Genomic DNA, 15987 nt, shown 5'->3' on the forward strand with positions numbered 1-15987 from the left:
TGGATTGTTACATCCAGTTACCGGCATCCGCTTTATCTTGAAAAGTTAATATTATGCTTTGCGTGCGGTGCGGTATAAGTACCAGCCCATAAACGCGAAAAAGCCACAGCCTATTATATAGTAACCAATTTGTCCGAAGATATTTGTGAGGAGTGCCTGGTTATTGAGTTTAGCGAGAATAACGGCAGACCAGTCGAAACCTGCAAGGATAGCGATGATAACACCGGCTACCGCTCCACCGGCCACCAGTCCTGTAGCAAAGAGGTTGCCTTTACCCAGTTCTTCTTCTTCCGGGGAAATTTTTTGATTGGCTTTCTTTTGTTTGTGATCCACTACTCCGCGGATGGCACCACCCACAAAGATGGGCAAGGTGGTAGATAATGGCAGATAGGCGCCCACTGCAAAGGAGAGGGAATTTACGCCGCACAGCTCCATGGTAATGGCGAGGAATACACCTACCAGCACAAATTGCCAGTCGAGATTAAACGACAGGATACCTTTTGCCAGTGTAGCCATGAGCGTACCCTGGGGGGCAGGATAGTATGCGCTGCCGATTGCATGTTCGGTAACACCGTGCGAGATCATGTCTGCCGTAGGCTTATCTAAAAACTTTACGGTTAAACCTATCACCACAGAAGATACGATGGCGCCGATAAACAATGCAATTTGCTGGTACATGGGCGTGGCGCCAACAATATAGCCCGATTTCAGATCCTGCGAAGTACCACCGGCGTTAGCAGCGGCTATACAGATCATACCACCTACTACAAGTGCCATGGGTTCATACAGTTTGCCTGTCCAGCCTACTGCTATAAATACCAGGCAGGTACCCATCAGCGTGGCGATGGTCATGCCGGAAATAGGGTTGTTGGAAGAGCCGATCAGGCCTACAATACGGCTGGATACTGTAACGAAGAAAGCGCCGAATACGACCACCAGTAAACCTACCAGTAATTTTTTACCAATAGAATCGCCGGGAAGCTGCGGCAGAAAAGCCATCAGGAGGATCAGCGCAAGGCTGCCAAACATAACCACTTTCAGGCTCAGATCCCTCTCTGTTCTTGGCACGCTTCCATTGGCGCCGGTGTTTTCAGAGCCATCTTTTATCGCCCCTATACTGCCTTTGAAAGATGAGATAATAGTAGGTATGGTTTTCAGCAGCGTGATGAATCCGCCGGCTGCTACCGCACCCGCACCGATTTGTCTTACATACGCATAATATACCGCGGCGGAATAGTCTGAAAATGTATGGGTAAGCGGGTTCCAGTCACCCTGACCACCGGGCGTTTGCAGGTTAGCCAGGTAGCCTATTTTTACCAGCTGTGTGGCAATGGTATCGGCGGGTAACAGTGAGGCCAGCAAAGGAATGAGGGCAAGCCACGACAGTACGCCGCCGGCTACCAGCACCCCGGCAATACGGGGACCAATGATATAACCCACACCCATATACTCCGGTGTAATATCACCGCTTATTTTAGCAGAAGGAAAAAACTTGCTGGCCTGTTTGGTCATGTATTCCGGTGTTTCCGCAATCACATGAAAGATCTTTTGCAGAATGGCGTAGGCAAAAGCGAAGCCCAGTCCATAAAAAGCGGTTTTTGCAAAATCTCCGCCTTTCTCCCCTGCTATCAGTACATCGCCGCAGGCGGTTCCCTCCGGGTAAGGCAGGGTTTTATGTTCTTTTACGATCAGCGATTTCCGCAACGGGATCATCATCAGCGTACCCAGTATACCACCAAAAATGGCCAGGATCAGGATAGTGAAATAGTTGAAGAACTGGTTGCCGCCGCCATCGCTCAGAAATAAAAAGCCTGGCAATGTAAATACTACACCGGCTGCAATGGACTCGCCCGCGGAACCGGTAGTTTGAATGATATTGTTTTCCAGGATAGTGGTGTTAAAAAATTTTCTTCCTAAAGTAATGGCAATAACGGCAATAGGAATGGAAGCGGAAACGGTAAGACCCGCTTTCAGCGCGAGGTATACGGTGGCTGCACCGAAAATGATACCGAAGATACAACCCAGTAAAATGGATTTGAGGGTAAATTCCTTCATTTGTACGCCAGGCGCAACAAAAGGCTTGAAATTGTTATCAGACATGTTTGGGTTGTTGTTGGTTACTTAATATACGGAAAAAGCAGAAAGCTAAAAGCAAAAAGCTATTGAAGCGAGTGATAAAGCGCGTGTAATTATCCGCACTTATCACTCGCTTCAATAGCTTTTTGCTTTTAGCTTTCTGCTTTTGTCTTTCTCATTATCTGACACCGTGCATCCATTTTTTCAGGAAGCTGGTAGACAGGAACAGCAGTACGGCGGCAGCACCTGGCAGGATAACAAACACCATGAAGAACTCATAGAGGTTGTGAATAGTGAAACCTGCGAAAGTAGGATAATGCGTGGCCAGTTTAAGTTCGTGTAATTTATCCAGTTGCTGGGCGGTAGCGGTAATGGTGCCATCGAGGATAGATTTCAGGTCGATACCGTTGTCGGTAGCGAGTTTATATTTATCCAGTGTAGGCGGCAACAGTGCGCCGAGCGTACCGGCCAGTGCGTAACCGGCGGCATTGGCGAGGAACCATACACCCATCAGCAGGGAAGAAAAGCGGTGAGGCGCCAGTTTAGATACGAGCGACAACCCTATAGGTGATAAGCACAATTCGCCGAGAGTATGGAACAGGTACATCAGGATCAGCCAGCTTACACCCAGCTTTTCGTTAGGGCCGAGGTTTTTCATCTGCAAAGCAATGATAAAGAAGCCAAAGGCCAGTAATGCCAGTCCGATCGACTGTTTCATCGGGGAAATAGGTTCCAGGTTGCGTTGCTGCAATTTCAGCCATAACCAGCTGAAAGGCAATGCAAACACGATGATGAAGATGGAGTTGGCGTTTTGTACAAAGGAAGGAGGCATATCCCAGCCCAGCAGGCGGCGATCTGTCTGATAGTCAGCTACAAAGGTCAGGGAGGAACCGGCTTGTTCGAAGCAGGCCCAGAAGAAGATCACGAAAAACGCAACAAAGTAGATAACGGTGATCTGTTGTCTTTCTACTTTGGTAATAGATTTATCGGTCAGGATTAATACAGCGAGGCTGATACCGGAAGCATATATAAATGGATATACCCAGGATTTGATCGGGTTAGGGTCGAGTGACAGGAAGTGGATACCAAAAAATAATACCACCAGTAATATTACTACACCAACAATGGCGCCGGTGGTGAATTTGGCTTTATCAGCCTCTCCGGTAGCGGTAATGCCGGTAGATTTGGAGAAGTCTGGTTTACCGCCGATGGCTTCACCGTTTGGTTTCACCACGTATTTATCTTTCAGGAAGAAGAACAGGATGGTTCCTGTGAACATGGCGATACTGGCGGCCAGGAAGCCCCATTTGAAAGCGCTGACCATTCTTACACCGTCTATTTTTACATCACCCAGGATAGGACAGATGAGCATACCCAGGAACGCGCCCATGTTGATGCCCATATAAAAGATAGTAAAAGCAGAGTCGAGGCGGCCATCGCCTTTCGGATACAGTTGGCCTACCATGGAAGATATGTTGGGCTTGAAAAAGCCGTTACCGAAGATGATCACAAAGAGGGCCAGCCATACGATCATTTTGGCCGTTTCTACGTTAGTGGCATAAAGAATGGCGCTCAGTACCATGAGTAGTTGTCCTACCCCCATGATAAACCCGCCTAATATGATACAGTTTCTGTTACCGAGATACCGGTCGGAGATGTACCCGCCCAGCATAGGGGTCAGGTAGCAAAGGCCGAGAAAGCCGCCATAGATGATAGAGGAATCTGCTTCAGAGAAAGCCAGTGCATTTACCAGGAAGAGCGTTAGCAACGCCCGCATGCCATAAAAGTTAAACCGTTCCCACATTTCCGTGGCAAATAATACTGAGAGCCCTTTAGGGTGGCCCTTCTGCGAGGCAATAGGGGACTCTTGTGCAACAGCAGTTTGCATCATAAATTGGTTAGTTTTAGCAATAGTTGTTTAGATTTCGAGAACCTTTAAATATGGCAAGTTAAATAAATTCGGTTATCTGCGTAAAAAAATGGTATAAATGCACATTTTTTGGACTTTTTTGATCTTTCTTTGCACTTTCTTCGCATCTGCATTTATTAGGCAATTCATATGAACATACTATTACTTGGAAGTGGTGGCCGGGAACACGCACTGGCCCTTAAAATGTCACAAAGCACACTGTGCGGTCAATTGTTTATTGCGCCGGGTAATGCCGGTACCGCCCAATGCGGTAAGAACATAAACATGGGTGTAAGTGATTTTGAGAAGATAAAGTCCTTTTGCCTGGATAATGCTATCGATATTGTAATTCCCGGATCTGAAGAGGCGTTGGTAAACGGGATCTATGATTTCTTTAAAAAGGATGCTGCGCTGCAGCATATCCCGGTGATGGGGCCTTCCCAGGAAGGCGCACAGCTGGAGGGAAGCAAGGCATACGCCAAGTTGTTCATGGAGCGCAATAATATTCCTACCGCGGCCTACCGTGAGTTTAATGCGGATAACTATGAAGAAGGGGTTGCCTATATTCAACAGCATTCCTTACCAATTGTATTGAAAGCCGATGGTTTGGCTGCCGGTAAAGGGGTGGTGATTGTGGACTCCAGCGAGGAAGCGATTGCAGAATTTGAGCAGATGATCAAGTCGGCCAAATTTGGCGATGCCAGCAAAACCGTGGTAATAGAGGAGTTTCTGACAGGTATTGAGCTGTCGGTGTTTGCCATCACGGATGGTCATTCCTATAAAATATTGCCGGAAGCAAAAGACTACAAGCGTATAGGTGAAGGTGATCAGGGGTTGAACACCGGTGGTATGGGAGCGGTATCTCCGGTACCTTTTGCTGATCACATCTTCATGAAAAAAGTAGAAGAGCAGGTGATCCGGCCTACGATTGCCGGCTTGTCAAAAGAGGGAATCGTATACAACGGATTCGTGTTTTTTGGCCTGATTAATGTAGGAGGGGAGCCTTTCGTGATTGAATATAACTGTCGCATGGGGGATCCGGAAACGGAAGTTGTAATGCCCCGTTTAAAAAATGATTTGCTGGAACTGTTTAATGCTGTGGCATCGGGTAAGCTGAGTGAGCAAACGATCTATGCCGATGAGCGTGCAGCCGCTACAGTGATGCTGGTATCAAAAGGATACCCGGAAGCATATGAAAAGAACAAGGTAATAAGTGGTATACCGGCTCCAGCCCATGACCAGGTCGTTTTTCATGCCGGTACCCGGCAGGAAGGCAGCGAGGTACTGACCAATGGCGGCCGTGTACTGGCTATCACTTCATTGGCGGCCAACCTGTCGATGGCATTGGCTCATTCTGTGCAAACAGCGGAGCAGATTGCATTTGATGGCAAGACTTACCGTCGTGATATAGGATATGAGTTTGTATAGCGGTTAGCTATTAGCTGTTAGCTGTTAGGGATCAGCGCGGATACCTAAAAGCTAAAAGCTAACAGCTAATAGCTTTTAGCCAGTAGGGAGGGCTGGTACAATTGAAAGAAAGCGGGACTTGTAAGGGCACAATTTTAGGCAGCAGGAACAATTAAAACGGGGATATCCCGTTCATCTGGTCGGAGCATAAAGAAAGCAGTTACTATGCCGTTTGCACAACAAATAACTTTTTTTAATATTTAGCTGTATTATTGCAAGAATATCCATTTTTTGCATCGTATATTCGTTGGAATTATTCATTTTTGCATTCTAATTTTTGACCGTATCAACAATGGGATTTTTTAATTTTTTAACGCAGGAAATCGCGATTGATCTTGGTACAGCGAACACGCTGATAATTCATAATGACCAGGTGGTAGTGGACGAGCCTTCCATTGTAGCGATAGAACGGGCTAGTGGCAAAATTGTGGCAGTTGGTAAGAAGGCCATGATGATGCACGAAAAAACACACGAATATCTTCGTACTATACGTCCCCTGAAAGATGGCGTGATAGCGGATTTTAATGCCGCTGAAGGAATGATCAGGGAACTCATAAAAATGATTTACCCCAAGAAGCCACTGTTTGCACCCAGCTGGCGCATGGTGATCTGCATTCCTTCCAGTATTACGGAAGTGGAGAAAAGAGCCGTACGCGACTCCGCTGAACAGGCAGGCGCTAAAGAGGTATACCTGATCCATGAACCAATGGCTGCCGCCCTGGGTATTGGTATCGATGTGGAAGAACCGGTAGGTAACATGATCATTGACATAGGCGGTGGTACCACCGGTATTTCGGTGATCGCCCTGGCAGGTATTGTTTGTGACCAGAGTATCCGTATTGCCGGTGATGAATTCACCGCAGACATCATGGAAGCCCTGCGCCGCTATCATAGCCTGTTGATCGGTGAAAGAACCGCAGAACAGATCAAGATCCACATCGGGTCTGCCCTGAAAGAACTGGATAACCCACCAGATGACATCCCGGTTAACGGACGAGATCTGGTTACCGGTATCCCCAAGCAAATCATGGTATCTTACCAGGAAATTGCGGAAGCCCTTGACAAATCTATCTTTAAGATCGAAGAAGCCATCCTGAAAGCGCTGGAAACAACGCCTCCTGAGCTGGCATCAGATATTTACCGCAGAGGTTTATACCTGACCGGCGGCGGTGCTTTACTGCGCGGACTGGATAAACGTCTTACCCAAAAAATCAAACTGCCGGTACATGTAGCGGACGATCCGTTACGTGCGGTGGTAAGAGGTACTGGTATTGCCTTAAAGCATGTTGGTAAGTATCCGTTCCTGATGCAATAAAACTATTTTGATATTTACGGATTTTGAGATGTTAATACAACCGGCATCAAAAAATCCGTAAATCTCTAAATCTCAAAATCAGTGCGCGCTTGTGCGAAATCTAATCATTTTCTTTAGGCGATATTTTAACTTCTTCTTATTTCTGCTACTGGAAGTGATTTGCATGGTATTGGTGTTCCAGCATAACAACTTTCAGCGCACGGCCTACCTCAGCTCCGCTAACGATATCAGCGGCAAATTATATGACAAGTATAATAACGTACAGTATTACTTTCACCTGAAGTCGACCAACGACAGCCTGGTGAATGAAAATATGCGCCTGCACAACGCCCTTCGCAGCAGTTACGACAGTATGGTCACCACTAACGGGATCAAGATCGATACGGTACGCCAGTACAGCGACGATACAGCCCACAAGGTTATCGGTACCCAGATCCGCCGCTACGAATACTTCTCTGCCAAAGTGATCAACAACTCTATCAATAAGCCTGTTAACTATATTACTATTCACCGCGGCGCCCTGCAGGGTATCCGTCCTAATATGGGCGTGATCAGCAGCAGTGGTGTAGTTGGAGTGGTAAGAAGCGTGAGCGATAACTACTCGGTAGTACTGTCTATGCTGTCTAAATCTAATTCTGTATCCATCAGTGCCCGCCTGGGCCAGGGTAAGGAAATGGGATCCGTACACTGGGATGGTGAAGATGCCGGCTATGCCCTGTTGAAAGATGTGCCTAAAAGCGCTAAGATCCACAAAGGTGATACTGTGGTAACCAGCGGCTTCTCTGCCCTGTTCCCCGAAAATATTCCTATCGGCTATGTAGAAAATATTGCTGTAGGAGATAAAGCCAGCACCTCGTTTACTATCCGGTTGAAATTGGCGACCAATTTCTTTAACCTGCAATATGTGTATGTGATAGAAAACCTGTTGAGAGATGAACAACAACGATTGGAAGATTCGACGTATAAGTTGATTAAATGAGTATACTGTTAAGAAATATAATCCGCTTTGTGCTCCTGTTGCTGATACAGGTGTTTGTGCTCAATGAAATATTGCTGCATCAACTGGTGAGCCCCTACCTGTATATGCTTTTTATACTGGCGCTACCCTTTAATCTGCCTCGCCCGGCGCTGATGCTCATGGGCCTGCTGATGGGGTTGTCTCTGGATATGTTTATGAATACTCCCGGTATGCATGCTGCAGCCTGTGTGTTCATCGCCTATCTGCGCCCGTTTATTATCAATATCCTATCGCCACAGGGAGGTTTTGAAACTACCCAGAAAACACCGTCCATGACCAGCATGGGTGTGTCGCAGTTTCTCATCTATGCTGCAATCCTGGTACTGTTACATCATGCGGTGTTTTTTATGCTGGAAGTATTTGGCTCCGGCAATGTATTATACCTGCTCATGAAGATCGTCTTTTCAGCACTGGCCAGTCTTTTCCTGATTGTACTGTATGAACTGCTGTTCTTCTCGAAGAAATAGCAGAAAGCCGAAGGCAAAAAGCAAAAAGCTATTTGCCGCAGACATCAGCGCGAATGGAAAAGAAATAAACGATAACAACAAAATATGGGTGCTTTTGGCTTTTAGCTTTCAGCTTTCCGCTATTTTTGTAACCTAAAATATACCCGTCCTTTAATCGCATGTCAGTATTCAATCAGCCCAGGAAGAGAGTAATACAGATGATTATACTGGGGATGGTAATTCTGATCATCACCAGGTTATTCTTTCTGCAGATCGTGGAAAAGAAATACGCCAAGCTGGCGGATGCCAACGCCGTGTTGCGTAAGGTGATATATCCCAGTCGTGGTATTATATACGACCGGCAGAACCGCAGTATCCTTGGTAATGATGTTTTGTATGACCTGGTAGTAACCCCTGCCAGTGTAAAGAATATTGATACCGCTTATCTCTGTAATATCCTGAAAATAGATACGGAAGAATTCAGAAAGCGTATTATCACCGCCATCGTAAAAAACGGGCGTGTGCGGCAATCCGTTTTTGCTCCCCTGCTGGCGCCGGAAGTATTTGGACAGCTACAGGAAAGCATGTACCTGTTTTCACCGGGCTTCGAACTGGTGCCCCGGCAGATCCGCTCCTACCCTTATGCGGCGGCAGCCAATATCCTGGGTTATATTGCGGAGATCTCCCCTGCCATGTTGAAAGACACGGCCAACTACAGCTCCTATAACTCCGGCGATTATCTCGGGTTTACCGGTCTGGAGAAAACATATGAGTCGGTGCTGATGGGCCAGAGAGGGATACAATACCTGATTAAGGATAACCTTAACCGGCCACAGGGATCATATGAAAACGGGGAATTTGACAGTGCGGCTATTGCCGGTAAAAATCTGCGGCTTTCACTGGACGTGGAATTACAGGTACTTGGCGAAAAATTAATGAAAGGCAAATCGGGCAGCATCGTGGCCATAGATCCGCAAACCGGCGGTATCCTGGCAATGGTGAGCGGTCCCAGTTTTGATCCTAACCTGCTGACAGGTCCTTACCGCAGCGCCAACTTCAGCAAGCTTTATACAGATACTACCAAGCCGCTCTTTAATCGGGCCATCCAGGCTACTTATCCCCCCGGTTCTACTTTTAAGCCGATGATTGCCCTGGTAGGACTGGATGAAGGAGTGATTACGCCGAGCTTCGGATACCCCTGCGGCGGCGCCTACTATGGCTGTTCCCGTCCTATCAAGTGTGAACACCATGATGCCGGCCACGCTGCCAACCTGCGACTGGCCTTATCGCATTCCTGTAACTCCTATTTCTCGCACGTATACCGCCTGAGCGTGGATGCGGGGAAATTTGGAGGCATCAAAGTAGGCGGTATGCAGAAATGGGCCGATTATATGAACAGCTTTGGGTTCGGACATAAGATCGGTATCGATATCCCCAGCGAAGGCCGGGGACTGGTGCCAGACAAAAAATACTACGATGCCCGGTATAAAGGCAGCTGGAACTCCTGTACATCAGTGTTCCTGGGAATCGGACAGGGTGAGTTGCTGTTAACACCATTGCAGATGGCCAACGCCATGTGTATTGTTGCGAACCGCGGATCATTCTATATTCCTCACTTTGTAGCAAGCATCGACAATGATAATACCCACCTGTTAGACAAATACAAAGAAAAACACGATGTGGCGCATATCTCTGATACGGCCTACAGCGCTGTAATTCATGGAATGACAGACGTGGTGGAAAGCGGTACCGGCCGTATAGCCCAGATCGAAGGAATTACCATTGGTGGTAAAACCGGTACAGCGGAGAACTATGGTATTGTAAACGGCGTAAGAACCAAACTGAAAAACCACGCGGTGTTTGTGGCCTTTGCCCCGGCAGAAAAAGCCCGTATAGCCATTGCCGTTATCGTGGAAAACTCCGGCTTTGGTGCAAAGTATGCGGCGCCTATCGCCAGTTTGATGATGGAGAAGTACCTGAAGGACAGTATCTCCACCAAACGTCAGCCGCTGCTGAAAACAGTAATGGAAACAGTAACAATAGATGCCGCCATGCTGGCAAAATCGCACCTGGATTCATTAAACAACAATGCAGTTATCAAGAAGAAAACGCCTTAACCGATCATCGAATAAACCGATTAATTAATAATGAACCGCTCGCAAGCCAAACTGACACAAGGGATAGACTGGCCAATAGTTGGCCTGTACCTCGCATTGGTGATCATCGGCATCATGTCCATTTTTGCTGCGGAATACCGGGGTGACGACAATGTATGGCAGGATATTATCCATCCTGGCAAGAACTACTCCCGCCAGCTGATCTGGTTGGGGATATCATTGGTGCTGGCTGCTGTGATCTGGCTTACGGACAGTAAGTTTTTTACAGCCACGGCCAACCTCATGTATGCCGGGGGGCTGTTGCTATTGTTATTGGTATTGGGTATCGGTAAGGATGTAAAAGGGTCGCACTCGTGGCTGGTGATCGGTGGATTCCAGTTTCAGCCGGCGGAGCTGACCAAACTATGTACCAACCTGGCTTTGGCCAAATATCTTTCATCGCAGGAAACAGATTTTACAAAACTACGGTCCCGGTTAATAGCAGCAGCGTTGGCCCTGATCCCGGCCGGTATCATCATTTTACAGGATGAAACGGGACTGGCCCTGGTATATTTTTCCTTCTTCCTGGTAATGTTCCGTGAAGGATTACCCGGCGTGTTACTGGTGATTGCGTTTTCAGGTATCGTATTGGTATTATCAGCCCTGTTGGTAGACCGAACGGTGCTCTTTATCATATTTACGGTCATCACCGCGCTGGTCATCTATTTCAGCCGGCGTGAAATAAAGCGAAAGCGATCGAGGCTTGCATTAATATTGGGTGTATACGCCTTCTGCGGCCTGTTTGTGATGTTTATTGTACCCTTTGTATTTACCAAAGTGCTCAAGGATTACCAGGTGCGTCGTATTGAAGTAATGCTGGGTAAGGAAAATGATCCGAAAGCTACTTACAATACCCGGCAAAGTATGATTGCCATTGGCTCCGGTGGCTTCTGGGGTAAGGGTTATCTGAAAGGCACCCAAACCCGTTACGATTTTGTACCTGAACAGAGTACCGACTTCATTTTTTGTACCATAGGAGAAGATTTTGGCTTCTTCGGGAGCGTTATTTTCCTCGCTATTTTTGTGGCCCTGCTTTTCCGGATCATATTTGTAGCCGAACGACAGCGATCGACCTTTACGCGAGTCTATGCTTATGGAGTAGCCAGTATTATCTTTTTCCACCTGGCCATCAATATTGCGATGACGATCGGTTTGGCCCCGGTAATCGGGATCCCGCTGCCATTAGTGAGTTATGGGGGATCATCCCTGATGACATTCACCATGCTGATCTTTATCCTGCTTCGTTTGGATGCCGACCGGCAGATGGTTTTAAGATAGCTAAAAGCTGAAGGCATAAAGCAAAAAGCTATTGTAGCGAATAATATAAGCGATTATTACTTATGTCATTCGCTACAATAGCTTTTTGCTTTATGCCTTCAGCTTTTAGCTATCTTTGCAGGATGTCACGTATCATTCCATTATCAGAAGGGTCATTTACCGTAGACGGGACCAAGAAATTCCTTCCTTTTAACCCGGGAACAGACCATATGCAGGATCGTCCGCATGGGTCATTGCTGGTAGAAATACAGCCTTTCCTGTTGATTACAGACCGGGATTATATTTTATTTGATACAGGCCTGGGTTTCCGCAATCCGGATGGCGTATTGCAGATCCATCAGCATCTGATCGATCATGGCGTCAATCCAATGGAGATCACGAAGGTGCTGATGAGTCATTTGCATAAAGATCATTCCGGCGGTGTATCATCCGCTGATCCTATCACAGGTGAACGCACGCTTACTTTTCCCGGTGCTACCTATTATGTGAATAATGAGGAGATGGTGTACGCCCTGGAGCACTCCGGTAAGTCGTACCTGGCCGAGGATATTGTTTTGTTGCAGCAACGCGATAATGTGGTGTTTACTACCGGCAACGGTACTATCGACGACTATATTCATTATGAGGTAACAGGCGGTCATTGTCCTTATCACCAGGTATTTTTGGTAGATGACGGAGACGACAAAGTATTTTTTGGAGGAGATGTGGCGCCGCAGATCTCGCAGATGAGAAGTCGCTTCGCCGCCAAGTATGACTATGATGGCAAGCGCAGCATGGAGTTAAGGCAGGAGTTCCTGGAACGTGGCAAGCAGGAAGGCTGGACTTTCCTCTTCTATCATGATACGAAGGAACCATTTTATAAATTTGTTTAGTTGTTGGCAGTTAGTTTTTAATCTGTAACAGGTGCTAACAGCTAATAGCTAAGCACTAAAAGCTGTATCATTGTATTCCTTGTTTGATGAACTGACCCTTCGCGGGCAGCATAAAGTTAAAACATGGCAGCAGCAGGGACAGAGCTGGGCATCGTATAGTCTTTACCGTGACCGGGTGTCGCATGAGTTATACATACCGCATACGGTATTAAACCTCGTGGTACAGGGCGAAAAAAGAATGTACGATGGCAGGCGGGTGCATCATCTGCGTGCCGGTGATGCATTGCTGATACCGGCGGGTACATTGCTTTGTTCTGAAATATTACGGCCTCAGCAGCAGTACAGCAGCATTAACCTGGTGATACCTGATCAGCTGATACAGGTGGAGCTGAAAGGCAAAGAAAAGAGGCATACTTCCTGCACAAAAGCGTTGACTACCCTGCCGCCAAATGCGCAATGGCGGCATTTTACGCAATCACTGCTGGATCATTTTGCAAGAGATTGGGAGTCGCCTAACTATTATGATATTCTTTCCCACACACTGCATCTGATCAATAAGGAGGAGCCCATCAGCGCAATGCTGGCCAGGGCAGTGAAATACCCGTTACCGGAAGTGATGGAAAAGCTGCGTACAGATTTACCGGAGGTGCGGTTGCTGGCGGAAATGGCAGCCATGGGGCACATGAGTACCGCTACGCTGAAACGGCGTTTTCGAGAAGTATATCATTGCAGCCCGATGGTGTGGATCATGGAAAAACGGTTGCAGATGGCGGGATTCCTGCTGCGAACCACCAGTCGGCCTATTGCCGAAATAGCCTACAGTACCGGATTTGAGGATATCACCCATTTTTACCGGCAGTTCCGGCGTTGTTTTCAGCTGACGCCATTGCAATGGAGAAATATGGAAAGTGATCTTTTCAGCAAATAGACCTGTTCCCCAAATTGCTATTTTGTTATCAAAAAGAGAGCTATGGAAAATCTGACCAACTTTGGTGAAGCGTGGGTACGGGCCTGGAACTCGCACAACCTGGAAGAAATCCTGTCGCATTATGATGAAGACATTTTATTCTTTTCGCCCATTATCAAAAAGATCAATAATGATCCTGCGGGCTGTTTACGGGGAAAGGAAAATTTGCGGGCATATTTCAGCAAGGCCTTGGTAGCCTATCCCGATTTACATTTTGAATTGTATCATATCCTGGAGGGTGTAAATTCGGTGGTACTGTACTATAAGAGCGTAAAAGATATGCTTAGTGCGGAGTTAATGGTGCTGAACGAAAAGGGGCTGATTGCAGAAGTCAGGGCACATTATAAGTAGGAATGACGAATGACGGATTTACAGGAAATGGTTCGCTACTATCTGCCTGTAAATCCGTCATTCGTAATTTGAAATTCTTAATGCTATTTATGGTCTTCTCCTGAGGCCTCCACCCTGTCCCATCCTGTTCATTCGCTGGGAGTTCAGGTGATTGATCATGATGTTACGGAATTCTCTTTCGCTTTTGAAAACCATACCTGCCTTTCTACCGGGTAATACGCGCTGGAACTCTGTACTGTAGCGGGACCGGATATCCAGTAGCCTTTTTTCATATTTCAATTCCTTATCCATGTTTTTGCGGGCGGCATCGTCGGCATTATCGGTGGATAATCTTTCCAGTTCTCTTTTCTGACGGCGTTCTGCGATCAGCTGTTCTACTTCGCTGGTATAGTTATTATACACAGGGAGGAACTTTTGTGCCTCTTCTGTGGTGAGATCAAGCTTTTTGGTCAGGTATTGAATCTGGATGGCTTTTATTTTTTCGGCGGGGTCATCAGATGGAGGTTGCTGTGCGCTGCTTACACCGGAGGTGGAGAGTAGCACAAACATTGCGATCCATATAAAGCTAAAACGTTTCATCATTATTTCTTATCGGGTAACGCTTCCTTAGAGAAATCAGTCTGTTGCAGGTATTTTTCGATGGCATCCAACGGCACTGCTTCTTTGAGCTGGTTCTGCACCGGCGTGGTTTCCACAGCAGAGGATGCAAAAATAGCATCATTATCAAAAGGATCCGTGTGGGTTTGAAGGTATTCAACGATATCCTGGTCGTTAAGGTCTTCCAGTTGTTTTTCTATGATTGTTTTGTTATGGTTGTTACTATTGGTGATGAACAGCACGGCATTGCTGCCGATGAAGGCAGTGAGACAGGCGGCAACTGTCCATTTCAGCCAGGTACTTACCTTGTTCCGGTGTACCACCTTTAGTGGTGGCGCGGGGAGCAGGTGATTTACCTGCAGGGATTCGAAATAGCCGTCTGGAACCGTTAACGTGGCTTGTTTGGGTATAGCAGCCAGGAAAGGGGAAATAGACGCCAGTTCTGTTTGTACAGGGTTGATATCTTCCGTTTTGATCCGCTGCAGGATGGTTTGGGGCAGCGTGTCAAAATAGCCGGCAGGGACGTCGAAATTTTGCTGAACAGCAGGGGTGCCGGAGCGGAGTTTATCCAACTGAATCTGCAGCAGGATGGCGGCCGGCAGTTGCTCAAAGTAGCCTGCCGGCACCGTAAAGGGTGCTTCGGCCGGCCAGTTGATGCCTGGCGCTATCTGCATTAATTCTTCCGCTATGGTGGTCTGCTTGTTCATAACTACTGTTTTTTAGACAGCAAAGGGATTTAATAGTTTAATGCGATTTTAATCTTTTGCTAAATTTCTTTAAAAATTAGTTAAAATAGATATTTGTAAAATTATATGTCGGTGCCCTTTCGGATGTATTCTTCTATTTTTTTGACTGCATGATGGTAAGAGGCTTTTAGTGCGCCTTCTGAGGTTTCGAGCACCTTGCTCATTTCTTCGTAAGGCATTTCATCATAATACCGCAGGTTAAAAACGATTCTTTGTTTATCGGGTAAACTGAGGATGGCTCTTTGCAGTTTCCATTCCAGTTTATTCGGATCAAACTGAGGGTCTGCCCTGAGTTTATTGCTTAAACCGGTTTCCACTTCCGACAGGGAAACGGATGTTTTGCGTTTCTGCTGTTCGAGGAAAGTCAGGCTTTCGTTGGTGGCTATTTTGTACAGCCACGTATACAATTGTGCGTCTTCCCGGAAATTTTCCAGGTTTTTCCACACTTTTATGAATACGTTTTGCAATACATCGTTGGCATCATCATGATCCATTACCATCCTGCGAATGTGCCAGTAAAGCCTTTCCTGGTACTTCTGGATGATCAGGGTAAACCCTTTCTCCTTTGTATCAGGAATGCGGTATAATGCCAGTAATGTTTTATCGTCCTGTGAAACGGCCATAGGTTAAATGGTTCTTGACAGGTTTTAGTTAGATGAATATAAATAAAAACCCACTCATGAGACGATTAGTTTCCGGGAAAGTTTAACGCGGATGTTGTCTTATCCAGGATTAGCCTGATTATTGGGATTATTTTGATTTTTACTTTTCTGATTTGGGGAGATAAAA

14 protein-coding genes are annotated in these 15987 nt (G+C 46.6%); 9 read left to right on the forward strand and 5 right to left on the reverse strand.

Going from position 1 to position 15987, the window contains the following annotated elements; all coding sequences use genetic code 11:
* Positions 1-51 precede the first annotated feature (51 nt).
* Together KE626_RS03495 and KE626_RS03500 are read right to left on the reverse strand one after the other, a co-directional pair.
* Positions 52-2100, reverse strand: coding sequence for an OPT family oligopeptide transporter (locus KE626_RS03495; RefSeq protein WP_211971482.1), 2049 nt, complete (start codon positions 2098-2100; stop codon positions 52-54).
* Positions 2101-2254: 154 nt separating this feature from the next.
* Positions 2255-3967, reverse strand: coding sequence for a peptide MFS transporter (locus tag KE626_RS03500; RefSeq protein ID WP_211971483.1), 1713 nt, complete (start codon positions 3965-3967; stop codon positions 2255-2257).
* 168 nt (positions 3968-4135) lie between these two features.
* On the opposite strand from KE626_RS03500, the gene purD reads away from it, so the two are divergent.
* The 9 genes from purD to KE626_RS03545 all read left to right on the forward strand — a co-directional run bounded on the left by purD (position 4136) and on the right by KE626_RS03545 (position 13855).
* A complete protein-coding gene (purD, locus tag KE626_RS03505) occupies positions 4136-5413 on the forward strand; it encodes a phosphoribosylamine--glycine ligase (RefSeq protein ID WP_211971484.1) in 1278 nt (425 codons plus the stop codon).
* Positions 5414-5744: 331 nt separating this feature from the next.
* Positions 5745-6767 (forward strand): rod shape-determining protein, encoded by a 1023-nt coding sequence (locus KE626_RS03510; RefSeq protein WP_106527013.1) that lies wholly within the window; start codon positions 5745-5747, stop codon positions 6765-6767.
* Between the two features lie 91 nt (positions 6768-6858).
* Positions 6859-7746 (forward strand): rod shape-determining protein MreC, encoded by an 888-nt coding sequence (gene mreC / locus KE626_RS03515; protein ID WP_211971485.1) that lies wholly within the window; start codon positions 6859-6861, stop codon positions 7744-7746.
* A complete protein-coding gene (mreD, locus tag KE626_RS03520; protein ID WP_211971486.1) occupies positions 7743-8252 on the forward strand; it encodes a rod shape-determining protein MreD in 510 nt (169 codons plus the stop codon). Before mreC ends, mreD begins: the two co-directional genes overlap by 4 nt.
* A gap of 158 nt (positions 8253-8410) precedes the next feature.
* The gene (gene mrdA / locus KE626_RS03525; protein ID WP_211971487.1) at positions 8411-10348 is read left to right on the forward strand and encodes a penicillin-binding protein 2; all 1938 of its coding nucleotides are present in this window, start codon (positions 8411-8413) and stop codon (positions 10346-10348) included.
* 30 nt (positions 10349-10378) lie between these two features.
* On the forward strand, positions 10379-11665 hold the full coding sequence (gene rodA / locus KE626_RS03530) for a rod shape-determining protein RodA (RefSeq protein ID WP_211971488.1): 1287 nt from the start codon (positions 10379-10381) through the stop codon (positions 11663-11665).
* Between the two features lie 122 nt (positions 11666-11787).
* Entirely contained in the window at positions 11788-12537 is a 750-nt protein-coding gene (locus tag KE626_RS03535; RefSeq protein WP_249207227.1) for an MBL fold metallo-hydrolase, read from the forward strand.
* Between the two features lie 70 nt (positions 12538-12607).
* Complete coding sequence (locus tag KE626_RS03540; RefSeq protein ID WP_211971489.1) at positions 12608-13465, forward strand: AraC family transcriptional regulator; 858 nt, start codon at positions 12608-12610, stop codon at positions 13463-13465.
* A gap of 42 nt (positions 13466-13507) precedes the next feature.
* Entirely contained in the window at positions 13508-13855 is a 348-nt protein-coding gene (locus KE626_RS03545) for a nuclear transport factor 2 family protein (RefSeq protein WP_211971490.1), read from the forward strand.
* Between the two features lie 87 nt (positions 13856-13942).
* Here KE626_RS03545 and KE626_RS03550 read toward each other — a convergent pair whose 3' ends face one another.
* The 3 genes from KE626_RS03550 to KE626_RS03560 form a co-directional block, all read right to left on the reverse strand.
* The gene (locus KE626_RS03550; protein WP_211971491.1) at positions 13943-14404 is read right to left on the reverse strand and encodes a hypothetical protein; all 462 of its coding nucleotides are present in this window, start codon (positions 14402-14404) and stop codon (positions 13943-13945) included.
* A gap of 32 nt (positions 14405-14436) precedes the next feature.
* A complete protein-coding gene (locus tag KE626_RS03555; RefSeq protein WP_211971492.1) occupies positions 14437-15159 on the reverse strand; it encodes a hypothetical protein in 723 nt (240 codons plus the stop codon).
* 101 nt (positions 15160-15260) lie between these two features.
* The gene (locus tag KE626_RS03560; RefSeq protein ID WP_211971493.1) at positions 15261-15821 is read right to left on the reverse strand and encodes an RNA polymerase sigma factor; all 561 of its coding nucleotides are present in this window, start codon (positions 15819-15821) and stop codon (positions 15261-15263) included.
* Positions 15822-15987: the final 166 nt, after the last annotated feature.

It is taken from the genome of Chitinophaga hostae, from assembly GCF_018224885.1.
In the GTDB taxonomy this organism is placed as follows: domain Bacteria; phylum Bacteroidota; class Bacteroidia; order Chitinophagales; family Chitinophagaceae; genus Chitinophaga; species Chitinophaga hostae.

Excerpts from the sequence above, each read along its gene's own strand:
- KE626_RS03495 (WP_211971482.1), bottom strand. The coding sequence starts at position 2,100 with ATGTCTGATAACAATTTCAAGCCTTTTGTTGCGCCTGGCGTACAAATG.
- KE626_RS03500 (WP_211971483.1), bottom strand. The coding sequence starts at position 3,967 with ATGATGCAAACTGCTGTTGCACAAGAGTCCCCTATTGCCTCGCAGAAG.
- purD (WP_211971484.1), top strand. The coding sequence starts at position 4,136 with ATGAACATACTATTACTTGGAAGTGGTGGCCGGGAACACGCACTGGCC.
- KE626_RS03510 (WP_106527013.1), top strand. The coding sequence starts at position 5,745 with ATGGGATTTTTTAATTTTTTAACGCAGGAAATCGCGATTGATCTTGGT.
- mreD (WP_211971486.1), top strand. The coding sequence starts at position 7,743 with ATGAGTATACTGTTAAGAAATATAATCCGCTTTGTGCTCCTGTTGCTG.
- mrdA (WP_211971487.1), top strand. The coding sequence starts at position 8,411 with ATGTCAGTATTCAATCAGCCCAGGAAGAGAGTAATACAGATGATTATA.
- rodA (WP_211971488.1), top strand. The coding sequence starts at position 10,379 with ATGAACCGCTCGCAAGCCAAACTGACACAAGGGATAGACTGGCCAATA.
- KE626_RS03535 (WP_249207227.1), top strand. The coding sequence starts at position 11,788 with ATGTCACGTATCATTCCATTATCAGAAGGGTCATTTACCGTAGACGGG.
- KE626_RS03545 (WP_211971490.1), top strand. The coding sequence starts at position 13,508 with ATGGAAAATCTGACCAACTTTGGTGAAGCGTGGGTACGGGCCTGGAAC.
- KE626_RS03550 (WP_211971491.1), bottom strand. The coding sequence starts at position 14,404 with ATGTTTGTGCTACTCTCCACCTCCGGTGTAAGCAGCGCACAGCAACCT.
- KE626_RS03555 (WP_211971492.1), bottom strand. The coding sequence starts at position 15,159 with ATGAACAAGCAGACCACCATAGCGGAAGAATTAATGCAGATAGCGCCA.
- KE626_RS03560 (WP_211971493.1), bottom strand. The coding sequence starts at position 15,821 with ATGGCCGTTTCACAGGACGATAAAACATTACTGGCATTATACCGCATT.